The organism is Eudoraea adriatica DSM 19308, assembly GCF_000382125.1.
In the GTDB taxonomy this organism is placed as follows: Bacteria; Bacteroidota; Bacteroidia; order Flavobacteriales; family Flavobacteriaceae; genus Eudoraea; species Eudoraea adriatica.
In genome coordinates, this window is the sequence record NZ_KB907553.1 from 116,561 (window position 1) to 139,279 (window position 22,719).

The 22,719-nt window shown below is 37.8% G+C and carries 21 protein-coding genes; 8 read left to right on the forward strand and 13 right to left on the reverse strand.

Annotated features, from left to right (window positions below; all coding sequences use genetic code 11):
- Positions 1-11 precede the first annotated feature (11 nt).
- Both G504_RS0116320 and G504_RS19725 read right to left on the reverse strand, forming a co-directional pair.
- Positions 12-998: a ribonucleotide-diphosphate reductase subunit beta gene (locus tag G504_RS0116320; RefSeq protein ID WP_026348644.1), complete on the reverse strand. Its 987-nt coding sequence runs from the start codon at positions 996-998 to the stop codon at positions 12-14.
- Positions 999-1,988: 990 nt separating this feature from the next.
- Positions 1,989-2,129 carry a hypothetical protein gene (locus G504_RS19725; RefSeq protein WP_019671271.1) on the reverse strand — a complete coding sequence of 47 codons (141 nt, stop codon included), beginning with the start codon at positions 2,127-2,129 and terminating at the stop codon, positions 1,989-1,991.
- Positions 2,130-2,494: 365 nt separating this feature from the next.
- Here G504_RS19725 and G504_RS0116330 point away from each other — a divergent pair, with 365 nt between their 5' ends.
- Together G504_RS0116330 and G504_RS0116335 are read left to right on the forward strand one after the other, a co-directional pair.
- Positions 2,495-3,229, forward strand: coding sequence for a LytR/AlgR family response regulator transcription factor (locus G504_RS0116330; RefSeq protein WP_019671272.1), 735 nt, complete (start codon positions 2,495-2,497; stop codon positions 3,227-3,229).
- An 18-nt stretch (positions 3,230-3,247) separates the two neighbouring features.
- Positions 3,248-5,215, forward strand: coding sequence for a tetratricopeptide repeat protein (locus tag G504_RS0116335; RefSeq protein WP_019671273.1), 1,968 nt, complete (start codon positions 3,248-3,250; stop codon positions 5,213-5,215).
- On the opposite strand, the gene G504_RS0116340 is transcribed toward G504_RS0116335, so the two are convergent.
- Positions 5,208-5,777: a DUF3109 family protein gene (locus G504_RS0116340; RefSeq protein ID WP_019671274.1), complete on the reverse strand. Its 570-nt coding sequence runs from the start codon at positions 5,775-5,777 to the stop codon at positions 5,208-5,210. The two genes, G504_RS0116335 and G504_RS0116340, sit on opposite strands and share 8 nt — an antisense overlap.
- A 123-nt stretch (positions 5,778-5,900) precedes the next feature.
- Here G504_RS0116340 and G504_RS0116345 point away from each other — a divergent pair, with 123 nt between their 5' ends.
- Together G504_RS0116345 and G504_RS19550 are read left to right on the forward strand one after the other, a co-directional pair.
- On the forward strand, positions 5,901-6,473 hold the full coding sequence (locus tag G504_RS0116345; protein WP_019671275.1) for a MarC family protein: 573 nt from the start codon (positions 5,901-5,903) through the stop codon (positions 6,471-6,473).
- A 49-nt stretch (positions 6,474-6,522) separates the two neighbouring features.
- The gene (locus tag G504_RS19550) at positions 6,523-6,726 is read left to right on the forward strand and encodes a hypothetical protein (protein ID WP_083930794.1); all 204 of its coding nucleotides are present in this window, start codon (positions 6,523-6,525) and stop codon (positions 6,724-6,726) included.
- Here the strand turns inward: G504_RS19550 and G504_RS0116350 are convergent.
- The 4 genes from G504_RS0116350 to G504_RS0116365 all read right to left on the reverse strand — a co-directional run bounded on the left by G504_RS0116350 (position 6,723) and on the right by G504_RS0116365 (position 10,345).
- On the reverse strand, positions 6,723-8,339 hold the full coding sequence (locus tag G504_RS0116350) for a S41 family peptidase (protein ID WP_019671276.1): 1,617 nt from the start codon (positions 8,337-8,339) through the stop codon (positions 6,723-6,725). The genes G504_RS19550 and G504_RS0116350 overlap by 4 nt on opposite strands.
- Before the next feature lie 15 nt (positions 8,340-8,354).
- A complete protein-coding gene (locus G504_RS0116355) occupies positions 8,355-8,792 on the reverse strand; it encodes a deoxycytidylate deaminase (RefSeq protein WP_019671277.1) in 438 nt (145 codons plus the stop codon).
- 160 nt (positions 8,793-8,952) lie between these two features.
- On the reverse strand, positions 8,953-9,537 hold the full coding sequence (locus G504_RS0116360; protein WP_019671278.1) for a HupE/UreJ family protein: 585 nt from the start codon (positions 9,535-9,537) through the stop codon (positions 8,953-8,955).
- A 76-nt stretch (positions 9,538-9,613) separates the two neighbouring features.
- Positions 9,614-10,345, reverse strand: coding sequence for a TerB family tellurite resistance protein (locus tag G504_RS0116365; protein ID WP_019671279.1), 732 nt, complete (start codon positions 10,343-10,345; stop codon positions 9,614-9,616).
- Between the two features lie 129 nt (positions 10,346-10,474).
- Here G504_RS0116365 and G504_RS0116370 point away from each other — a divergent pair, with 129 nt between their 5' ends.
- From G504_RS0116370 to G504_RS0116385, 4 genes are all read left to right on the forward strand, one after another.
- Positions 10,475-10,885: a BrxA/BrxB family bacilliredoxin gene (locus G504_RS0116370; RefSeq protein ID WP_026348645.1), complete on the forward strand. Its 411-nt coding sequence runs from the start codon at positions 10,475-10,477 to the stop codon at positions 10,883-10,885.
- A 149-nt stretch (positions 10,886-11,034) separates the two neighbouring features.
- Positions 11,035-11,769, forward strand: a complete 735-nt coding sequence (locus tag G504_RS0116375; RefSeq protein ID WP_019671281.1) for a lysophospholipid acyltransferase family protein — start codon at positions 11,035-11,037, stop codon at positions 11,767-11,769.
- Complete coding sequence (locus G504_RS0116380) at positions 11,769-12,428, forward strand: HD domain-containing protein (protein WP_019671282.1); 660 nt, start codon at positions 11,769-11,771, stop codon at positions 12,426-12,428. The genes G504_RS0116375 and G504_RS0116380 overlap by 1 nt, the downstream gene beginning before the upstream one ends.
- 98 nt (positions 12,429-12,526) lie before the next feature.
- A complete protein-coding gene (locus G504_RS0116385) occupies positions 12,527-13,936 on the forward strand; it encodes a Gfo/Idh/MocA family protein (RefSeq protein ID WP_019671283.1) in 1,410 nt (469 codons plus the stop codon).
- A 59-nt stretch (positions 13,937-13,995) separates the two neighbouring features.
- On the opposite strand, the gene G504_RS0116390 is transcribed toward G504_RS0116385, so the two are convergent.
- The 6 genes from G504_RS0116390 to G504_RS0116415 form a co-directional block, all read right to left on the reverse strand.
- Positions 13,996-15,072, reverse strand: coding sequence for a PA0069 family radical SAM protein (locus G504_RS0116390; protein ID WP_019671284.1), 1,077 nt, complete (start codon positions 15,070-15,072; stop codon positions 13,996-13,998).
- Between the two features lie 56 nt (positions 15,073-15,128).
- Entirely contained in the window at positions 15,129-16,679 is a 1,551-nt protein-coding gene (locus G504_RS0116395) for a hypothetical protein (RefSeq protein WP_019671285.1), read from the reverse strand.
- Positions 16,680-16,703: 24 nt separating this feature from the next.
- Positions 16,704-17,486: an enoyl-CoA hydratase/isomerase family protein gene (locus tag G504_RS0116400; protein ID WP_019671286.1), complete on the reverse strand. Its 783-nt coding sequence runs from the start codon at positions 17,484-17,486 to the stop codon at positions 16,704-16,706.
- A 15-nt stretch (positions 17,487-17,501) separates the two neighbouring features.
- Positions 17,502-18,917: a sensor histidine kinase gene (locus tag G504_RS0116405; protein ID WP_019671287.1), complete on the reverse strand. Its 1,416-nt coding sequence runs from the start codon at positions 18,915-18,917 to the stop codon at positions 17,502-17,504.
- Between the two features lie 116 nt (positions 18,918-19,033).
- The gene (locus G504_RS0116410; RefSeq protein WP_019671288.1) at positions 19,034-19,585 is read right to left on the reverse strand and encodes a CopD family protein; all 552 of its coding nucleotides are present in this window, start codon (positions 19,583-19,585) and stop codon (positions 19,034-19,036) included.
- 5 nt (positions 19,586-19,590) lie between these two features.
- Entirely contained in the window at positions 19,591-22,716 is a 3,126-nt protein-coding gene (locus G504_RS0116415) for a VPS10 domain-containing protein (protein WP_019671289.1), read from the reverse strand.
- Between the last annotated feature and the right edge of the window lie 3 nt (positions 22,717-22,719).

The following is a 22,719-nucleotide window of genomic DNA, read 5'->3' on the forward strand; positions in this document are numbered from 1 at the left end:
GGTTCTATAATTTAGAAATCCGCGTCGAAACTGATTTTTTGTGCATCTACGTCTTTATCCTTATTGAGGACACCCGCCTTTTGGTATTCTGAAACACGTTTCTCAAAGAAATTGGTTTTTCCCTGAAGAGAAATCATATCCATAAAATCAAACGGATTTGTAGAGTTGTATACCTTATCACATTCCAGCTCAACCAATAACCTGTCCGTAACAAATTCGAGGTATTGTGTCATGAGCTTGGCATTCATCCCTATAAGGCTCACGGGAAGTGACTCGGTAATAAATTCGCGTTCTATATTCAAGGCATCAACGAGTATATCCGTAATTCGCTTTTTGGGAACCTTGTTAATCAAGTGTTTATTGTGAAGGTGAACTGCATAATCACAGTGCATTCCCTCATCTCTGGAAATTAGTTCGTTGGAGAACGTAAGCCCCGGCATCAATCCTCTTTTTTTCAACCAAAAAATAGAGCAGAAAGCCCCGGAAAAAAAGATACCTTCAACAGCGGCAAAAGCAATTAATCTCTCTGCAAAGCTTGGAGATTCTATCCATTTTAAAGCCCAGTCTGCCTTTTTCTTAATGGCCGGAAAATTTTCAATTGCTTTAAATAAAATCCCTTTTTCCTTTTCATCTTTGACATAGGTGTCGATCAATAGAGAATATGTTTCCGAGTGGATATTCTCCATCATAATCTGGAAACCATAAAAGAATTTAGCTTCGGAATATTGCACTTCATTCACAAAATTCTCTGCAAGGTTTTCATTTACTATTCCGTCTGAAGCAGCAAAAAATGCAAGTATATGCTTGATGAAATATTTTTCATCATCACTGAGTTTATTGTTCCAGTCCGTTAAGTCCTCATGAAGGTCTATCTCTTCTGCAGTCCAAAAACAAGCTTCACATTTTTTATACCATTCCCACAAATCATGGTGTTGTATAGGGAATATGACAAATCTATCTTCGTTTTCTTCTAAAATTGGCTCGAGGGCTGCAGACATTATATATATTTTTTTAAGTGTTAATGAAGGATGTGAATTCCTGATTGTTGGGGGTAACAAAGATTCAAAAATGTTATCAAATTGTAAAGAAGGTTTTATCAAATACTACTCAAAGTTTTTAACACAGCATGTTGAAATCTACGTTGGCCATTGATGTTTGCTGACTTTTCTGGAAAGTCAGTCTTTGATAAATAAATGAACTTTTTTGAGTTCGAAAAATTAAACCATAAAGTATAATAAACCATACTTTTTGGTTTATTAGAAAATGAAAAATTAGTAATTCCATTCTAACTCTTCGGCAGTAAGCTAATTACATAAAATATGAGCTTAAAATTACAATTCTGAATAATTTGGAAATGCCTGTATCTATGAAGATTATACGGGCTCCTATTAAATTCTTCTATTCTTGAGATATTCGGGGCTTATTACACTGCATTCCTTAAAATTTTAATATGCCAAAGAAAATATAGTGTAAAAGGCGGTCTTATTTTTTACGCATATTCATAAAACTGACAAACCGTACGACTCACTAGATGTTTATAATTTTAATTACTTTTTGGTTCTGCTGATCTAGGTAGTTCCCCCGAAACCTAAAAATCGAGCAAATTTCATGACCAACATGATTGGTATGGTTATCCAATTAGCAACTGCACCTATGGGCCTGCATCAAAGCAATGGTATTTCCATATAGAAAATACCCCCCGGAGTCGTACATAATGGTTTGACAGATTTATTTATACTTCTAACTGTACAACTGTATTAACCTTCAAAGAACTTAATTTCACCAAGTATTTCTTATTCCGTAAAATTAATTGACGACAATATCCTTCTGGCATTTCTTCTCCTCTTACGTTTCATAATTTGAAATGTCAGAAGTTAAATCAGGTAAAAAATAACCCATAAAACAATCCTGAGGGCTTTGATTAAGAGACCCGGAAGGACGCATCTTATATAGTTCTACTCCGCACACATTTCTGTTATCAGCCTCTGCTATTTAGCCAAAAGATTATCCACGCCGTTTTCCGTAACCACTACTTCATCCAGCAATTCAAAATGTTCATTCTTATCCGTATGAACCGCTAACAAAAGCGCTAAAATTAAAAGGATAAAAAAAATAACACATTTTTTCATTTTTATACTGAAATTAACAAGCGTTCAATGATGTTATTGTCAAATATTTCCAGCGCCAAAATATGCACATAAAAGTAATATTAACACCCTATATGTATAATTGGTATAGGATTATGTATGCATTGCCACAGACCAACTTATCTAAGTTTAGTTTTATTGGTCTTTTAACAGCTAATTGTTATATCCATAACAATTTGTTTGTTTCAAAAATCAATACAGTGTATATCCGCTTAAATTTTCCTTTAAACCCCGACTTTAAGTGTTTTAGGGCAGGTCGTACATCTATTTAATCTAACTATACATAATTAAAAAAGTATTGACAGTAGTACCCCTAATTTTGTAACTTTCAAGAATATTATATTGTGATGTTACAAGCTGTTATTGTAGATGATGAAAAAAAGGCAATTCAAAGCCTTGCATGGGAATTGACCAACTTCAGTGATGAAATAAATGTAGTTGCTTCTTTTACCGATCCCTTTGAAGCGCTGCGGTTTCTGAATAATAATTCTCCGGACTGCTTGTTTTTGGATATTGAAATGCCCACCATGGATGGGTTTCAATTCATTAAAAAATTAGGCAATAAGGAATTTCCCGTTGTGATAACCACCGCTTACAATCAATATGCGATAAAAGCGCTTAAAAATGAGGCTGTTGATTATCTGTTAAAACCAATAGATACAGACGACCTAAAGGATACAATTGTAAAGATTAAAAAGTTCAACGCCAGAACTTACACCTCGGATAGAATGGAAAAAATTCTTTTGAATTTTAATGCTAATGAAAAGCATAAAAAAATTACTTTCAATACCGACGGGAAACTGATTTTCCTGGAGAGCGAGGAAATCCTATATGCGGAATCCGACGGCAATTACAGCACAATTTACCTTTCGGATGGTCAAAAGATCGTACTTACCAAAAAATTGAAAGAGGTTAATAAGTTGCTGCCGGGTGATTCCTTTTTCAGGATACACAACTCGTACATAATTAATCTTACAAAAATTAAGGAGTTCCTAAAAACAGACGGGTATGTTGTGCTTCAATCCAATCATAAAATACCCGTGTCCCGGCAAAAAAAGAGTGATTTTTTGGATCTGTTCTAATCAATTGTAGAATTCCCTATGTCAATTCGTTGTAAAATCCCCTGTAGCACGTCATTTTTTTTTAAAACTTCCCTGGTTTTTTGTTTTAGCATCACCCTTTTTCTAAATGAAACAAATGCACAATTAAACGGTAAAAATTTCAGGGAAACAACCGAAAACCTTATTTCAAAGGCCCCTCAGTCTTATTATGATCTGGATATTGCACTTAAGCCAATTCAGCGTGATACAAGTTTGATGCGTTATTTTGCAAATGCCTCAGCCATTGCAAACTATTATGTGGGTGAATCCTATGCATTGAACATGTTAGGCATTGCCTACAGAGATTATGCGCAATACGGCAAAGCAATTAAACTGCACCAACTGGCTTTAGATACAGCAGTGAAAAACAACAATACCGAATTTCAAATTTACAGTTTAGCAATGTTAAGCACTGTCTACAGGCAAACAGTGGCTATTCCATCCGCCCTCGACTGTGCACAAACAGCAATAAATCTGGCAGAGACCGTTGAACAGCCCAGTAAAGACATAAAAAGAAGCTTAAATTATTCTCTGAACAGTATTGGCCATATCTATAGAACTTTAGGTGAATTTGATCTTGCCATAGCTAATTTCCGGAAATCAATAGTGCTGGAGACCGAACTGGGAAATAACAGGGGCATTGCCACAAATTATAAGGATATAGGGGAATGTCTTGAGGCAGTGGGCGAGCTGGAAGAAGCGCTTGAAAATTATGAAAAATCCTTAGCTCTTAATGAAAAGGTCGGATCCAGTAGGATTCATGTCGAAGCAAGTCTGGGGTTAGCTCATACATACGTTCATCAGGGAAAAACCGAAGAAGCCCTGGATATTTTCAAATCTATTCTTGAAATATCAGAAGATTTGGGCGACATGAAAATCATTTCTGAGATACATCTCAATATAGGCTGGGCACAGATCCAAAATAATAATATTAAAGAAGCCAATTCCCACTTGAATAAAGGCCTGGAAATAGCCAAAAAATATAATCTGATAACTGAGATGGAAGAGGCATACTCCTTTTTAGCGGATTTATGGGCAACCCAGGATGATTTCAAAAAGTCTAAAGAATTCTTTATGAAGGCCTCACAGGTGGAGGATAGTATTTCAAATGATCGCAATAAGCGCTATGTAGCTGATTTAATTACGCGTTCTGAGACAGATAAAAAGAATAATCAGATTCAAGTGCTTGCAAAAGAGAATGAAATAATCAATCTAAAGCTGCGCAGAAATCAAAATACCTTATTGGTTAGCGCACTATTAATATGCCTGTTTACATTATTACTTTATATTTTATACAGGCAAACCCAGCTAAAAAGCGATAAGAAATTGCTGACCCTTGAGCAGAGTATGCTGCGCAGCCAGATGAATCCACATTTTTTATTCAATTCACTAAATTCTATAAAACACTATATCATAAACAATGAACAAAAGAATGCTGTTCAATACCTTAATAAGTTTTCGAAGTTAGTGCGTAAAATACTGGAATCTTCCTCAGTCAGGGAGATTCCTTTATCTGAAGAACTGGAAACTGTTGCGTTGTATATGAACATTGAAAATATTCGATTTTCCAATGAAATAAATTTCAAAATAATCGTAGATGAGGATATCGATCCCTATATAATCAGAATTCCATCTCTTATTCTTCAGCCTTTTTTGGAAAATGCACTATGGCATGGCCTCTCTTCAAAAGAAGGTGAAAAATCTATAGTCTTGCAAATAAGTAAAGAAAAAAAGGGGTTCATAAATATAGCTATAACGGATAACGGAGTGGGTAGAGAAATAGCTGAAAAACTCAAAGAAAGCAAGGTTTTAAAAAGAAAATCAGTTGGGATTAGTATTACAAAGGAGCGTTTGGCTAATTTTTCAAAGGATTATCAAAATAACTTTGAATTAGAAATTCATGACCTTTTTGATTCGCGGGGTGAAGCTTCCGGAACCCGGGTAATTTTAAATATTCCTACTATTTAGAAGTATCCAAAGCAATATTTTCCAATTTTTGATACCATTCCTTTCCAAACTTTCTAATCAGTGCTTCCTTTACAAACCTGTAAATCGGAATTTTTAATTCTTCTCCCAGAGAACATGCAGGGTCACAGATTTGCCATTTATGATAATTCACCGCAGTGAGTTCTTCATATTCTGTTATTCTTACAGGATACAAATGACAGGAAACCGGTTTTCTCCATTTTGTAGCACCATTATTATACGCTTCTTCTATTCCGCATTTTGCGATCCCCTTTTCTGAATAAACGACATATGCACATTCTTCTTTATTAATCAATGGTGTTTCCCATTCCCCATCGGCACCCTTTATAAATGCACCTTGCTCTTCAATAGCCGAAACCCCCTCAGCCCTGAGGAAAGGCTTAACATCCGCATAAATGTCTACCAGAATTTCGGTCTCCTTATCCTCCAATGGAGCTCCTGCCTCCCCATCTATGCAGCATGCGCCCTTGCATGCAGATAAATTACATACAAATTCCTTTTCCAAAATATCATCAGAGACAATGGCTTTCCCAATTTGAAACATCTTACAGATTTAAGGTGGTAAAGATAATTATTGAATTTTACATTTATAAAATATTTGTCTTTGTATGATCCAACTAACTTTGGTAAAACGTAAATTTGCGAGTTTATTAAATTTGCACGTCTAATGAATTTTAACTTAAGAGAAATAGCTTCTGCAAGCATGATCCTTTTTGCAGTTATAGACATTATAGGAAGCATTCCTATAATTATTAGCCTTAGAAATAAAGTAGGCCACATACAATCTGGGAAAGCTACTTTAGTGGCAGCAGCCATAATGGTCGCTTTTCTTTTTATTGGCGAAGAAATTTTAAAACTTATAGGGATAGATGTAAATTCATTCGCAGTGGCAGGTGCCTTTGTTTTGTTCTTTTTAGCAATTGAGATGATCCTGGGGATTGCGCTTTACAAAGATGATGAACCGGAAAGTGCATCTATTGTCCCGATTGCATTCCCTCTGATTGCCGGCGCGGGCACTATGACTGCCCTCCTTTCTTTAAGGGCAGAATTTCATGTGGAGAATATCATTGTGGCTATTATAATTAATATTATTTTTGTCTATATAGTTCTAAAATCGTCTAAAGCAATCGAAAGGGTGCTTGGAAGGAACGGTATTAACATAATCCGGAAAGTCTTTGGAGTTATCTTGCTGGCAATAGCGGTTAAGTTATTTACTTCAAATATCAATCAGCTTTTTTAGAATTTGTGGTTCCGAAGCCAGAGCGTAAAAAAATCCAGAAACAACAAAAATGAACAAAAAATTCTCCATAGTTCTTATAATCCTAGGACTAGTGTTAATTACCTACAATAGTACACTTATTGATTTTGACGAGCCCTTTAAAGGAAATAGTATCGTTGCTTTAATTGGGATTGTGGCTTCTTTATGCGCTATATTATTGCTGTTAATATATATGACTTCCAAAAAAATTCAGAGAAAAATAGAGGATAATTAGTTGCTGAATTCGATTTTTTCTTTTGACTGAATTGTAGGCTTATCCAATTCCAGTACTTTTTGTAGCATCTTGTCTGAACTTCCTTTGATCCTGGCATTCAGGTTGGATGTAAATAGCTGCTCTGCCAAAGCCCCTTTTAAATAGAGTTTTATTTTATCCTCAAAATCATAGAAATTGATTTTAATATTTCGATCTATTGCATAGTCCACAAACCTTTCAAAAACAATATCATCTACACGAAAATCCCGTACAAATTCCGCTTCGGTATAATTGGAATATCTGGTTCTGTCTTCTTCTAAATGTTCAAATATAAACCTGGACATAAACCCAAGGCTTTCCAGGCTTTCAACCGCTTCTTCTTCATTTGAGCCAATTGGCACAAAAATATCGGGAATAATACCTCCGCCTCCGTAAACCACTTTACCATTGGGCGTTGTAAATTTTAAGGAATCTGCTACTTTAATGCTATCTACAGAAATAAGCTCGCCGTTGTGGTAGCGATCTGTAAATTTTTGATAATAATCTTTACTTCCGTTTTTGTACGTCTTTTGAATAGAACGCCCGGTAGGCGTGTAATACCTGGACACTGTCAGCCGCACGGCAGAGCCGTCTCCCAATTCCATTTCACGCTGAACCAGTCCTTTCCCGAAGGATCTGCGACCAATTATTGTCCCTATATCATTGTCTTGCAGGGCGCCGGCAATGATTTCACTTGCAGAGGCAGATCGTTCGTTTATTAATACATAGACCGGTTTATTTTCAAAACTGCCTTTTTTGGTTGCAAAAGTTTTTTCTATTTCCCCTTTCTTATTTTTTGTGTAAAGGATTAACTTACCATCCTGCAAAAATTCGTCGGCCAATTGTTCGGCAATTCCAAGATAGCCCCCGGGGTTATCCCTAAGGTCCAAGGCCAGCTTTTTTGCACCCTGCCGCTGCAGTATGCGCAGGGCCATATTAAATTCTTTATAAGTTGATTCGGCAAATCTGTTTATCTTAATATATCCCATTTCCGGCGTAAGCATATAATAGGCCTGCACGCTTTTTATAGGTATCCTGTCTCTTTTAAGATTTACTCTGAACATTTTGTTCTCGGATTTTCGATAAACCTTAAGTTCAACAGAAGAACCGTTTTGCCCTTTTAACCTTTCTACAATAACCTCACTCGCCAATCTTTTACCATAAAGAGTGTCGTTGCCTGCCATGAGTATTCTGTCTCCCGGCTTAATCCCTTTAAGGAAACTGGGGCCCTTTTCCACGGTACGAATTACCGTTATCGTATCCTTATACATATAAAAATTAATCCCTATCCCTACAAAATCTCCCTTCATATTTTCAGCCACACGCCTCATTTCACTTTTGGGAATATAAACTGAATGAGGATCCAGTTTGTCCAGAATATTATTTACAGTGATATCTACTATACTATCTGTATTAATCTCATCAACATATTCATAATCAATATAATCGATTAGCCTGTTGAGTTTATCCTTTTTGGAATTAGTAGTAAATAATTTCTCAGGTGTGTCGTTAAAATGAAGTTTTCCGCCCACAAAAATTCCAAGCGATAAAGCTAGTGCGATAATTGTTGGCCATATATAATAATTTTTCTTCATTAGTCTAATTATAATTTAAACAACGTCTTCTATTGCAGGGAGGTGCTGCAATTCCACTCCTGCCCTTTTCAGAAAGTCCAATCCTGAATTATCCTTATACGCAATTTGATATACAACGCGTTTAATGCCGGATTGGTGTATTAGTTTGCTGCATTCCCTGCAGGGCGATAAGGTAATATACAAGGTAGCCCCTTCGCAAGACTGAGTTGAGGCAGCTACTTTGGAGAGGGCATTGGCTTCTGCGTGTAAAACATACCACTTGGTATAACCTTCTTCGTCTTCACAAAAATTCTCAAACCCGGTAGGCGTCCCGTTATACCCATCAGAGATAATCATCCTATCCTTAACCACAATAGCTCCGACCTGCTTTCGCTTGCAATAGGATAATTTACCCCATTCCAGAGCCATTCTCAAATAAGCCTTATCGTATTTTTCCTGTTTACTTTGTTTCACCAAACAGAATTTTTTATGCGCTAATTAATTCAGGTAAAGCACTAAGATACCCGCTTTGGGAAAGTCCTACAACCTTATACGGTTAATTTTTATTTAAAACCGTTGTCTGACACAAAACATTTTAGTCTTCAGACTAAAGCCCGCGTACAGAATATCTCTCCTACCAGGGCCAGCTATCTATTAACATGGGTATTGTAAGAAGAACTATGGACGCCGAAACCAGGCCTGTGAATACCACCCTTTTAACTCCAAGTATATTTTGAAAGATAAAGGCCAGCAAGAGTATGGAAAATATTACTATAATCTGCGAAATCTCTATTCCACTTGCAAAACCCAGCAAAGGCCCTATTTTTTCATTTTCTTCACTCATCAACATATTGAAGTAATTAGAGAATCCAAACCCGTGAATTAACCCAAAAAAAGTTGTACTAAATTCAAGCAGATATCCTTTTTTTTCGGATTGAAACGCATAGGCCTGAATCAGATTAAAAGATGCAGTTAACACTATGGTCAAAGGAATTAAAAATTCAACCAGTTCCACATCAGCATGGACAATCGAATAGGCAGATAAAGCTAAGGAAAGACAATGAGCGACTGTAAATAATGTAGCCAATACAATTACTTTCTTCCAGTACTTAAATGTAAAAGGAGCAGTTAAAGCCGCCAAAAATAATACATGATCATAGGCCCCCCAATCCAGGACATGGTTAACACCAAGTTTGCTATAGAACCAAAAATCGTACATTGAACTAATTTTGAAATAATAGTTTAGAATTTAGCTGATCGTCTGCACGGAAATAATTTCTGGCTAAGAAACCAGTCTAAATCCCCCTTTCCTTTTGAATCTGCTCATAGGCTATCTGAACCTCCTTAAACTTTTCTTCTGCTCCCTTTTTAATGGCTTCATTATCCGTGATTACCTTATCCGGATGATACTTTTTCGCCATTTTCCGATATGCCTTTTTTACTTCCTCATCTGAAGCTGCCTTTTCTATTTCCAATATTTTGTAAGCATTGTCGGCAGATTTTATGAACATGGCCTTAATGCTTTCAAAATCATTCCGCCCAACCCTGAGGTAACCTGCTATCTCCTTTATTTTTTCTATTTCCAAATTACTTACGGCGCCATCTGCCTGAGCAATCCCAAAAAGAAAATGCAATAATTGCAAACGTACCTCATAACGCGTGCGCTGGTTCAGGTAGGTACAGATACGCCGGGCAGATATCTCCCTGTTTTTTATAACCTCATTAAACGTTCTGAAAATAGCATTCGCCTTGTCTTTTCCGTATGTGCTTAGAAAATATTGTCTTACATAGTCCAATTCGCGCTGACTGACCTGCCCATCTGCCTTAATCACTATTGAACAAAGCGATAAAAGATTTAGTTCAAAATCTGCCGGAGATACTTTTTGTCTGGTGAAATCACTAAATACCGTTCTGCCACCTGAACTGCTATTTAAATTATCTATAAAACTCCCTACTAAAAAGCCCAGTATGGCTCCAGGCAGACGAAAAAGAAAATAACCCAATATTGCGGCGAACCACCTTAGCATAACAGTAGTAAAATTTGGGCAAATATAGGATAATATCAATGAATACATTACTTAAAGAATGGTTAAGCTTTGCACTATGGATATAACAATTTCACTATCTTTGCCATTAGTTTAATTAAAAAAATGCTTATGTATCCTGAAGAATTAGTAAAACCAATGAGAGCAGATCTGGCTTCAGCCGGGTTCGAAGAATTATATTCAGCAGAGGCAGTTGAAAATGCTATAAAGCAAGAAGGTACAACCCTTGTGGTTGTGAATTCTGTTTGTGGTTGTGCTGCTGCAAATGCAAGACCAGCTGCGAAATTAAGCCTGGTAAATGGTAAAAAACCGGACCATCTGATTACGGTTTTTGCTGGGGTAGACACGGAAGCGGTAGACGCCGCTAGAAATCTCATGATTCCGTTTCCACCTTCATCTCCCAGTATGGCTTTGTTTAAAAATGGAGAATTGGTACATATGATTGAAAGACATCATATAGAAGGAAGACCTGCAGAATTAATATCAGAGAATTTAATGCAAGCCTACGAGGAATTCTGTTAACATTTAGTGCAACAGTATTCTTTATTTCCTTGTAGTTATTTAATTTTCCATACAAGACTAAATACTCTTTTTTTAAAATAACGGATTTTAGTTAGTATAAAAAATGGTAAAAAACCGCTTCTATAGAAGCGGTTTTTTATTTTTGTGCCATGCAAAAAATTTTGGCGTATCCGCTTACTGTAATATATTTTATTTTTTTTGGAATAGTCCTGGTGGTCTTCCATCCTATTCAATGGATCTGCTTTAATTTTTTTGGGTATAATGCACATAAAAAAAGTGTAAGCATCCTCAATTTACTGCTGATAAGATGTTCCCACGTACTGGGAACCAGATATACATTTACCAATCCCTATAGTATTCCTGCCAACAGACCTCTAATTATCGTTGCAAATCATCAAAGCATGAATGATATTCCTCCAATAATATGGTTTATGCGCAGGCACCATCCCAAATTTGTAAGCAAAATTGAACTTGGGAAAGGGATTCCCAGTGTTTCGTATAATCTTAGACATGGCGGATCTGTGCTTATTGACAGAAAAGACCCGAAACAGGCCCTGATGGAAATATCCAAACTAGGCCAATATATTGAAAAATATAATCGAAGCGCAGTCATATTCCCGGAAGGAACCAGAAGCCGGACCGGGCATCCAAAAAAATTCCAGACAACGGGCTTAAAAATTCTTATGAAGAAAGCACCCTCGGCATTGATAGTTCCTATTAGTATTAATAATTCCTGGAAAATGCTTCGTTACGGAAAATTTCCATACGGGATAGGATCGCATTTAACTTTTAATGTTCACCAACCTTTGGATAATAAGGGAAATCCGGAAGAATTAATTGAAAAGGCAGAACAAGTGATAACCAGTGGCGTAACTTCTTTTTAATGAACCGGAAAGCAATTTTAAAAAAGACTAAAGAATTTGTCAAACAAAGCTTTAAAGGTGCGGAAGGTGGTCATGATTGGTTTCATACGAAAAGGGTATTAGAGAATTCTGTTCATATTGCCCGGGAAGAAAATGCCAATTTATTTGTAGTTCAACTGGCCGCATTGTTGCATGATATAGCAGATTCAAAATTCCATGATGGGGATGAAACTCTTGGACCTAAGGTAGCTTCAGAATTCTTAAAAGAACAAAAGGTAGATCAGGTAAGCAGGGAACATATAGTTAAAATAATAGAATCTGTATCATTTAAGAATAGCCTATCCCCTTTGGAGAAGACCTTTAACTCAATAGAAATGCAGATTGTGCAGGATGCCGACAGATTAGATGCAATTGGGGCAATAGGCATTGCACGTGCCTTTAACTATGGGGGATTTAAAAACCGGGAACTCTACAATCCAAATGTTACCCCAAACAGGAACATGAGCAAGGAAGAGTACAAGAAGTCTGCAGCTCCTACAATAAATCACTTTTATGAAAAATTATTGCTCTTAAAAGAAAAGATGAATACCGCCACGGGCAAAAAGCTTGCAGAAAAACGTCATGAATTCATGCTCAGTTACCTGGACCAATTCTTCCAGGAATGGGAAGGTTTAAAATGACATAGCTTTAATTTAGCCTAATTGGCTCCAGGTTTTACGAAAATTTCTATATCACATTATTTCGTATCTTAAATTCTTATTTCGAAATCAGCTGCAAAATGAAAAGAAGAATATTTGTCAAAAAATTAGCTACAACTTCTACTGCTTTTTCAATTGTCCCCAGCTTTGTTTTGGGCAAAAATCATATCCCGCCAAGCGACACCTTATATATCTCGGCCTTTGGTGTAGGAGGGCGTGGGGCAAGTGTTATGAGAGGTCTTGATATGACGAAGAAGGTAAAATACGTTTCTTTATGCGACGTAGATGATCGGAGAGCAGCGAGCAGTTACAAGAAATATCCCAAAGTAAAACGATACAAGGACTTCAGAAAAGTTTTTGATAATCATTTAAATGATATGGATGCCATAATGGTGGCTTCTCCAGATCATACCCATGCAGCTATTGCCTTACCATTTATGCGTGAAAAAAAACATGCCTATGTAGAGAAACCATTAACCCATAATATTGCAGAAGCCCGCCTAATGACCCAGGTTGCAAGTGAAAATGGAATTGTTACTCAAATGGGAAACCAGGGTGCTTCCAGTAATGGGAGCCGAGAGGCCAAAGAATGGATACAATCCGGGGTAATTGGGAAGATTGAAAGGGTTGATTGCTGGACGAATAGACCCGTATGGCCGCAAGGGGTTCCCGTACCAGCCGAGACAAATCCAATTCCGGAAGGACTGGATTGGGATTTATGGCTGGGGCCTGCCGCAATGCGCGACTATAATGATTCTTATCTCCCTTTTAAATGGCGAGGTTGGTGGGATTTTGGTACCGGAGCCTTAGGTGATATGGGTTGTCATATTATGGAAACACCTTTTGGAGTGTTAGACCTTGGGTATCCCACGGAAGCTGAAGCCAGTTGCACTACGAATTGGATAGGCGACTTCATTGAAGCCGACTACAGTAAATCCTGTCCTGCTTCTTCAGTCGTCAGACTTAAATTTAATACCAAAGAACATGGTAAAATTGACTTAAACTGGCATGATGGTGGAATAATGCCCGATTTACCTGATGACTTAAAAGATGGTGAAAAAATTGGAGACAATGGTGGTGGCAGTATTTTTTATGGCACCACCGGCATTCTGATCTGCGACACCTATTCCAGGAATGCAAGGCTTTTGCCTTCAGAAAGGATGCTGGATATAAAGCCGCCTGAACCCTATTTGGATAGAATTCCAGGCGATACCGGTGGCCATCAAAGTAATTGGGTAGAGGCCTGTATAAATGGCATAAAGACTTCTTCCGGTTTTGAGCGTTCAGGACCTTTGACAGAGGCTGTTTTAATGGGAAACCTGGCTATAAAATCGTTTCAATATAAAAAACCTAATGCAAATGGCCGGGGCTTCGTTTATCCGGGCAGAAGAAAAATACTTTGGGATGGAGAGAATATGAGGGTAACAAATTACGAAAAGGCAAATGAATGGGTGCAGGGCACTTATCGAAAAGGATGGGAACTTAGTTAGTGATAAATTTATAACCTGTTTTTAGCTTAAAAAGCTATATCCGGCACAAATAAACAGGTCTAATTAAACAATTTCCATTGACCCTTTTTATATGGTTCGTGTAAATCCCGATTCAATTTGGGAAATGATCGTCCTTCAAAATATTTCAATTTCGCCAATTTTGCCATATCCTGAATTTGTTTGGCTATTTGTCCCTCACCCTTAGCCCGCAATCCAAATCTGCTGTCATTTAAAGTGCCTCCATGGCATGAGGCTATAAGGTTCAATACCTTTTCTGCCTTATCAGGCATAACCTTCCTGATCCAATCTGTGAAAATAAGGCCAATGGCACCATTCAAACGCACTATGGTATACGCAAAAGAAGAGGCTCCGTGATCAGCGGCAACCTTTACCAGATTAATAATTTCATGGCTGTTTATTCCCGGAATAATCGGGGCCAGCATAACATTAACAGGGATTTTGTTCTCAGCCAAAATGGCTATTGTTTCCAGTCGTTTATTAATAGTCGTCGTCCTGGGTTCCAAAATTCTTCTCGTATTTTCCGAAAGTGAAGTAAGTGAGATGTTTACCCCTACCAGGCCATTTGCATTTAATTCTTTTAACAGGTCCAGATCTCTTAAGATCAAGGAGTTTTTGGTGATTAACCCAACAGGGTGGCGGTAGCGTAAAAATACTTCCAGGCATGCCCTTGTAATTTTAAATTCCTGCTCTGCCGGTTGATAACAATCTGTATTTCCCGAGAGTACAATTGTTTCGGCTTTCCATTTATTGTTTTTTAGTTTGGATTCCAGAAGGGAAGCAGCATTTTTCTTTACTAAAATTTTTTGTTCAAAATCTAATCCTGCACTTAAACCCCAAAATTCATGTGTATTTCTGGCATAACAATATATACAGCCATGTTCACAGCCCTGATATGGATTCATTGAATATTCCATCCCAACATCCGGGCTGCTTACCTTGTTTACAATTGTTTTGGGGTAAACAGCTGAGTATTCCGTTCTGCTCTTAGTGGCTTCTTCACCTTCCTTAGCGCAAAATTCAAGAAAATCCTGCTCTATTTCGTATACGTGCTTAAGAAATTTATTGGGCGTATTGTGCTGCGCTCCTCTTCCCTTAATAAAATTATTTTGTTTCAAACTATGGATTTATTCCAAATTTATGGAATTATTCCTATGTTGCCAATTTTATTAATTTAATTGATCGAGACATTCACTAACTGTTTTTTGCTGCCTCTTTTAGCATAAAACAAAACTGCATTATCATTAAAGTCCATTAATGGTTTGGATACCATAAGTGGTAAACGGGCTTCTTTATCATCAATGATTTTTTCATAACTCATTTTGCCATGCTTGTCTAATTGGATTACAAACACATTTCTATTCCTGCTCAAGCCCTGTTTAAAAATTAAACGTTCATTATTGAGGAGTTGCGGATTCTCTGCCGAGCTGCTTATAAAAAAGTAAGTATTGTCGTTTTTGGTATAGGAGGAGTAAGACGCATAGGCCCCGTCACCTTGTGTTACCTCAGCTTTATTAATATTTCTGGCCCAGAGCATTTCACCTTTCAAATTAATCTTTGCACTCACTATGTCATTATAATGGAAACGTTCCACTCTCAGTCTGCCGCCGCTGGAATTTGCCTGTACGCTTGAGGTAACAAAATACTCTTCAGCATTGAAAAGTATTTCATCATCCTGTGTGAAGCTCACATTTTTAAATACAAGATTCTTAACCTGCTCTGCGTCCTCCTTGCCAAACTTGTCTGCCATGAACTGTGTTGAAAAGGGATTGTACTTTCTTATTTGGAACTCAAGCGTCATTGGATCCAATTTAAAATATCCCAACCCATTATACCTGTTATCCTTCCTGTCTGCATAAAACCCAACACAGATGAGATTTCCTTTATGAAGAATAGGTTTTAGCGCTTCAGAGTATTTTCCTGGCCCGTCAAAGGATTGGGTGCTGGCCCCTTGTTTTGTCAGCATAACGAGTTCATACTGGAATTTTCGCTCCAGGGCTGTAAATCTTTTTTTCTTAAAATATGCTTTTCCAATTATATATACCCGATCCATATTTGTGGAAACTGCTATATTCTCAAAGGCATAATTCTTATCTTCTATTTCATTGGAAAAATCTTGTTCAAACATCTTTTTAAGGGAAGCACTGAAAACATAGATATTATGTTTGTTTATCTTTCCCTTCTTGAAATGGGTGCTAATTATAAAGGCGTTCTTATCTTGGCTAAACAGGGCGGTAGTGGTAAAACCAGATGAAAAATTTCTGTTGTAGTAGTTGCGATCATAGGGTTGGTTTACCTGATCTGACCTAATTGACAGCAACTTCTCTTCAGTAAAATTAAAATCTGAAACTGGACTTCGGTGCACTATATAATCATAGGACAGAGTTTCCAGATTATAATCCAAAAACAATAAATACAATTGCCCATTTTTAAAATAACCTTCTATAAAATCGGGTCCTTTCAGTTTATAATTATATTCAGAAACCAATTCAAGATCTTTATTATAATGTTCTATAAAATAACCCTTGGGTTTAAGGATCATTCCTGTGTAATAAGACCTTACCAAAATAGTTCCCCCTTTTCCGTCCTGGGAAATTGAAACCAAATTGGAGTATTTATATCTGTCGTCATACTTTTCCCCAAAATCATAGGAAATGGGCATTTTTTGCCCATATATAAAGCTCACAGTTAAAACTGCCAAAAAAACGAAAACACGAATTTTCATGATAAATAATGAATTTTAAGCGCATCAGGTTCCCGGAAATTCTGCTTTTCTTTTTTCTAAAAAGGCGGAAGTGCCTTCTTTAAAATCGGCTGTACCAAAACAGCTTCCAAATGCATTTATTTCGGTTTCAAACCCTTTCGCATTATTCTTAAAACCCGCATTTACCGCTTTTATTGCATAAGAAATTGCAACAGGTGAGTTATTCGTTATCTTGCCAGCCATTTTTATGCACAAGGGCAATAGTTCTTCCTGAGGCACGACATAATTTACCAGGCCAAAGGACAAAGCTTTTTCCGCATTAATCATTCCGGCAGTCATAATAAGTTCCATAGCCCTTCCCTTTCCGATTAACTGAGGCAGGCGCTGCGTGCCTCCATAACCAGGAATTACACCAAGAGATACTTCAGGAAGGCCCATTTGGGCATTATTAGCTGCAATCCTGAAATGACAGGACATGGCTAATTCCAGTCCGCCCCCAAGCGCAAATCCATTAATAGCAGCAATGACAGGAGTAGCTAAGTTCTCTATAAGGTCGAAAAGTATTTTTTGTCCTTTTGCAGCAAGTTCTTTGCCTTCTTTTACAGAATAATTTGCAAATTCTGAAATATCTGCACCGGCAACAAAAGCTTTTTCACCACTCCCGGTGAGTATTATGGCCCTTATCCTTTTATCCTTTTCAAGTTTCTTAAATACCTTACTCAAGTCCTTTATGGTTGCCCTGTTTAATGCATTTAATTTTTTTGGCCTGTTTATTATAACTGTCGCCAGGCTATCATCAAGCTCAACCAGGACATTTTCAAAGTTCATAGGTCATTATTTTGTTTAATTATTTTCAGTTTTTGGAAACATTACAGTAAATACAGTTCCTTTTCCGGGCTGTGAAGTAAAATTAATACTGCCGTTGTAAGTTTCAACAATATTCTTTACCATGCCGAGGCCTAAACCCATCCCGCTTGTTTTGGTGGTAAACTTGGGTTCAAACACTTTATCCTTAAATCCGTCCTGAATTCCAATGCCATTGTCCGCCACGGATATTTTTACCTTATCTCCCTGCGAAACAACGGAAACCAATATTCTGGGAGATTGAACTTCCGGAACAGCCTGTATTGCATTCTTTACCAAATTTGTAATTACACGTATCAATTGAGTGCGGTCTAATTTGGCAATGATTTCCTCTTCATCTGCCATAAAATGTATGTACTTTTCATTAAAAATATCCAAAGCCAGTTTAACTATTTTTACCACATTCAAATTTTCGTTCTGTTGGGCAGGCATTTCTGCAAAGTTTGAAAACGCCGAAGCAATGCTGCTCATTGTATCAATTTGTTGAATCAATGTTCGGGAGAATTCCTTCACTTTGGTTTGTACATCGGGATCTTCCGGGTTAAATTTTCTTTCAAAACTTTGAACGCTCAGGCGCATGGGAGTTAGCGGATTTTTAATTTCATGGGCCACTTGCTTTGCCATTTCCCGCCAGGCCTGTTCCCTTTCACTCCGAGCCAGTTTCGCCGCGCTAACTTCTAATTCGTCAATCATTTCATTATATGAATCAATAAGTTTTCCTATTTCGTGCCCGGGATTTTCAATCAGTATTTTTTCATTTCTTTTTGTAAGGTCAGTTTGTGTAATCTTATCAGAAATGGTCTGCAAAGAGCGGGTTATATATTTTGAAATAAAATAGGCCAGAACAACAGCAATCAGCAGCATAAATAAATAGACAACGGAGAGACGCATCAGGAATTCCCTGAGTTCCATGTCGTTAAGAGTGTTATCCTCATAATATGGCAAATTTAATATACCTATTGGTTTAAATTTATCATCATTTATGTAGGTAAACGAAGCGTGGTATTTATCGCCGGCAGCAGTATCTTCAAGTATGTATCTCTTGTTCACTGCATTTGATAACATTTCAATTATTTTCGAATCCAGGTGAAGTGATATTGAATCATTTCTGAATCTTGGTTTTGAACTCTTGATTAAATTTCCCTTAAGGTCATAAATATTGAAATTAACGTTTTGGACATCAGCGATCCTATATATTTCATCTTTAAATATCAGGGCAAGGTTTTCTGTAGTTACCGGATAAGTTGTTTCCTGTAAAGTGTAGGCAATACTCTGTTTAATTTGTCCTTCCTTACGCTCTAAACGAACCTTGTGATAATCTTTGGATTGCTCCCTATATTGGTAAATAGTAACTCCCGCTATTAATACCGATGCAATGAGCACCAGTAAAATCATAGTGACAAAAATTCGGGATCTGAGAGATAATTTTTTAAGCAATGACTCCTGATTTGAGTTTAAAGATAGCAATAATCAAGCCAAAGCAGCCAATGAAAAACCCAATTTAAACAGTCTTAAGCATTGGGATTCTTTTCTCTAAACCTCTTATATAAACGTATACCCAGCATAAGAAGAATGCCGAGAACAATAAGTCCCAATACTCCAAAAATCCAGTTGAACGTGCCCTTCAATATTACTAAAAATGTAACGGCGAACAGTATTACGGTGGCCCCTTCATTCCAAATTCGCATAAAATTAGAAGAATACTTTATTTCATCTCGCTGCAATTGAAGATATATCATATGTGTTTTCATATGATAGACAATGAGCAATACTACAAATGCCAATTTAATATGCATCCACGGCTGTTCTAACCATCCCGGTATTAAGAGCAGTAGCCAGATAGCAAAAACTGTACATAAAACAGCTGAAGGCCATGTAATAATATACCACAACCTCTTTGTCATTAGTTTAAGTTGGTTAGATAATATTTCTTTATCCGGAGAAGGCTTATCCCCTGCTTCAATATGATAAATGAATAATCTGGGTATATAAAATAAACCGGCAAACCATGTTACTACAAAGATTAGATGCAGTGCTTTAATATAATTATAGTATTCCTCCATTATTTCTAATATCTGATTGCTCCAATACCTGCTTCCCACAGTTTTTTATTAAAATCCGGCAGCTCTTTTTCTAAAAATGAATTCCCTTGCATTTTTAATCGCTGCCATTCTTTATCCAATTCATCTTTACGATTTCTGGATGAGGTATTAACCCTTGGTATTGCACTATTGGTTTGGTCTATTAGAAACAGATATTCGGCGGTAAATTTATTTGGAAAATTTTCTACATCGTCATATGCCTTGGATTTCCGCTGTATCATATCCTCATCCCATTGGTTTAGCTTGTTGTAAAGTGCTATCCCTGCCTTTTTAAGGTCATTTTCTTCCATGTCTTTAACGATGTCTTTTAGTTGCGCCCCGGCATTATAAAGTGTATTTACCATGAGATGCATTTGGGTAACATTTTTCTCCATTTCGGTCATAAAAGCATCGTAAGCATCATATTGACCAGGTTTAGTTTCGAAACCCGGTGTTTCGAGGATATTTGCCGTCGTACTTATTGTTTTATCTCCCATCTGCAATTTTAAAGTATAGGTTCCAGGTGGCGCCATATGTCCTGTAAAGTTAGCCTCGATATATGTATCAGGTATACCCGGAATTATTGGATAAAGCATGTCCCATACAAATCTGTTTAAACCTTCATCCCTGGAAAGAATAGGTGCCGGAGGTGGACCACCACCTTCATGCTTTTTATAATTCAGGTCTTTTTCCGAACTAAACTTTCGAATAAGCTTGCCATCTTCATTAAGAATTTCCAGTGTAATTTCTTCAGATGCGATCGTACTGGGTAATTCATAATACAGTACCACCCCGTTAGCAGGGTTCACACCATAAAATGGATTTGTTCCTTTAAAACCATTTAAATTCGTATTTAAAGGGCTGTCCCAGGATCCATTATATGCATCCTCAGGCTTCATTATTCCAAAATTGCTATTCTGATTTTTGTATTGGGCAAGTGCCCCGAGGTCATCTAAAATCCAAAAAGACCTTCCTGAAGTAGCCACAATTAAATCGCCTTGATGTACCATTAAATCAGTAATAGGAGTAACGGGCATATTAAGCTGAAAAGGTTCCCATGAAGCTCCGCCATTCCAGGAAATATAAATCCCCTTTTCAGTACCCGCATAGAGAAGGTTTTTGCGCGAAACATCTTCACGAACTACTCTTGTAAAGGAACCGTAAGGAATTCCCGAACTAATATTGTTCCATGTTTTACCGTAATCTGTAGTCTTGTACAAGGCAGGAGTATAGTCATTGAACTTGTAGCGGGTTGTTGCAATATAGGCAGTAGCCGGGTCATGTGGCGAAACGTCAATAGCGTTAATCAAACACTCGCTGAGACCTTTGGGCGTAACATTTTCCCAGGTATCTCCTCCATTCCTGGTTACATGAACAAGGCCATCATCACTGCCTGTCCAAAGCACTCCCTTTTCATGGGGCGATTCAATAATATGGGCTATAGTTCCATAATTTTCGGCGCCAACAGCCTCTACAGTATAGGGGCCCCCGCCTTTTCCTTGCTTATCGTCCATATTGCGGGTTAAATCGGGAGAAATTTCCTCCCAGCTAAGCCCTTTATCCCTCGTTCGCAATACCAGTTGGGCGCAATGATAAAAAGTGTCGGGTTCATGTTGAGATCTTATAATTGGTGCGCTCCAGTTATACAGGTATTTCATATCCCTGGCTGCTCTTCCCAAATACTGAATGGGAGCGGCCATAATTTTTGTTTCAGACCTGGTCTGCATATCAAGTATTTCAATAGTACCCAAATAATTTCCTCCCATAACATACCTTGGATTATCAGGGTCAAAGGCAAGAAAAGCACTTTCACCACCTGCGGCATAAGTCCAGTCTCTTTCGGTAATACCCTCCCGCCCTAACGAAAGACTTGCAATTTTTATGGAAGTATTGTCTTGTTGCCCCCCATAGATATTATAAGGAAACAGCCTGTCGGCATTTATCCGGTAGATTTGAGCAGTAGGCATGATATCCTGTGTAGACCACGTTTTTCCTTCATTATAGGTGATGGCTGCACCACCATCATCTGCAATGACCATGTTTTTTGAATTGTCCGGATTAATCCACAGGTCGTGGTAATCCCCATGTGTTCCGGTTATCAATTCCCATGATTTACCCCCGTCAATAGATCTGTAGGCAGAAGCACTTAAAACATAGACCGTATTTTCATCATTAGGGTCTGGAAACACCTCAATATAATACCAGGCCCGTTGCACTAATCTGTTATCACCACTTACCATAGTCCAGGAAATTCCTGCATTATCAGAAACAAACAACCCTCCCTTATCCTGATCAGAATCACTTTCAATCAGGGCATAGACTTTATCAGAATTGGCCGGACTTACGGCAATAGCCATCTTGCCCTTTTCCTCTGGCAGACCCTCGCCTATTTCAAACCAATTTTCTCCGCCATCAACAGATTTATAAAGTCCGCTTCCGGAGCCCCCGCTAATAACAATATGCGGTTTCCTTTGATGGTGCCACATTGCGGCGTAAAGTACATCCGGTGTTTTGGGATCAATTGAAAGTTCTGAACATCCGGTAAGTGTATTTACAAATAAAACTTGCTTCCAGCTTTCCCCGCCATCAACAGATTTATAAATTCCGCGATCTTCATTCGGGGCATATAATGCTCCCTGAGCTGCTACATAAACGATATCCGGATTTTTAGGATGAATGACAATTCGCGAAATATGCTGTGTTTTGCTTAACCCCAGTTTTTTCCAGGTTTTCCCGGCATCTGTAGATTTATAAACCCCATCACCATAGGAGGTCATAACTCCTCGTGGTGCGTGCTCCCCCATTCCACAGTAAACAACATTGGGGTCCGAGGGAGAAACAGCAACTGCGCCCACTGAGCCCGTCTGAAAAAACCCATCCGAAATATTTTCCCATCGCTGACCGGCATCGGAAGTTTTCCAAAGACCACCTCCTGTAGTTCCCATATAATAGGTTAATGGATCTCCAATGACGCCAGTAGCAGTTACCGATCTGCCGCCCCGAAAAGGGCCGATATTCCTATATTTAAGAGGTTTAAAATAAGTTTCCGCATCCTGGGCAAAACCCAGACTTATGGATAATACAAAAACAAACAGTACATAAAGATTTTTCATTCT

Excerpts from the sequence above, each read along its gene's own strand:
- G504_RS0116320 (WP_026348644.1), bottom strand. The coding sequence starts at position 998 with ATGTCTGCAGCCCTCGAGCCAATTTTAGAAGAAAACGAAGATAGATTT.
- G504_RS19725 (WP_019671271.1), bottom strand. The coding sequence starts at position 2,129 with ATGAAAAAATGTGTTATTTTTTTTATCCTTTTAATTTTAGCGCTTTTG.
- G504_RS0116330 (WP_019671272.1), top strand. The coding sequence starts at position 2,495 with ATGTTACAAGCTGTTATTGTAGATGATGAAAAAAAGGCAATTCAAAGC.
- G504_RS0116335 (WP_019671273.1), top strand. The coding sequence starts at position 3,248 with ATGTCAATTCGTTGTAAAATCCCCTGTAGCACGTCATTTTTTTTTAAA.
- G504_RS0116340 (WP_019671274.1), bottom strand. The coding sequence starts at position 5,777 with ATGTTTCAAATTGGGAAAGCCATTGTCTCTGATGATATTTTGGAAAAG.
- G504_RS0116345 (WP_019671275.1), top strand. The coding sequence starts at position 5,901 with ATGAATTTTAACTTAAGAGAAATAGCTTCTGCAAGCATGATCCTTTTT.
- G504_RS19550 (WP_083930794.1), top strand. The coding sequence starts at position 6,523 with ATGAACAAAAAATTCTCCATAGTTCTTATAATCCTAGGACTAGTGTTA.
- G504_RS0116350 (WP_019671276.1), bottom strand. The coding sequence starts at position 8,339 with ATGAAGAAAAATTATTATATATGGCCAACAATTATCGCACTAGCTTTA.
- G504_RS0116360 (WP_019671278.1), bottom strand. The coding sequence starts at position 9,537 with ATGTACGATTTTTGGTTCTATAGCAAACTTGGTGTTAACCATGTCCTG.
- G504_RS0116365 (WP_019671279.1), bottom strand. The coding sequence starts at position 10,345 with ATGCTAAGGTGGTTCGCCGCAATATTGGGTTATTTTCTTTTTCGTCTG.
- G504_RS0116370 (WP_026348645.1), top strand. The coding sequence starts at position 10,475 with ATGTATCCTGAAGAATTAGTAAAACCAATGAGAGCAGATCTGGCTTCA.
- G504_RS0116375 (WP_019671281.1), top strand. The coding sequence starts at position 11,035 with ATGCAAAAAATTTTGGCGTATCCGCTTACTGTAATATATTTTATTTTT.
- G504_RS0116380 (WP_019671282.1), top strand. The coding sequence starts at position 11,769 with ATGAACCGGAAAGCAATTTTAAAAAAGACTAAAGAATTTGTCAAACAA.
- G504_RS0116385 (WP_019671283.1), top strand. The coding sequence starts at position 12,527 with ATGAAAAGAAGAATATTTGTCAAAAAATTAGCTACAACTTCTACTGCT.
- G504_RS0116395 (WP_019671285.1), bottom strand. The coding sequence starts at position 16,679 with ATGAAAATTCGTGTTTTCGTTTTTTTGGCAGTTTTAACTGTGAGCTTT.
- G504_RS0116400 (WP_019671286.1), bottom strand. The coding sequence starts at position 17,486 with ATGAACTTTGAAAATGTCCTGGTTGAGCTTGATGATAGCCTGGCGACA.
- G504_RS0116405 (WP_019671287.1), bottom strand. The coding sequence starts at position 18,917 with ATGATTTTACTGGTGCTCATTGCATCGGTATTAATAGCGGGAGTTACT.
- G504_RS0116410 (WP_019671288.1), bottom strand. The coding sequence starts at position 19,585 with ATGGAGGAATACTATAATTATATTAAAGCACTGCATCTAATCTTTGTA.
- G504_RS0116415 (WP_019671289.1), bottom strand. The coding sequence starts at position 22,716 with ATGAAAAATCTTTATGTACTGTTTGTTTTTGTATTATCCATAAGTCTG.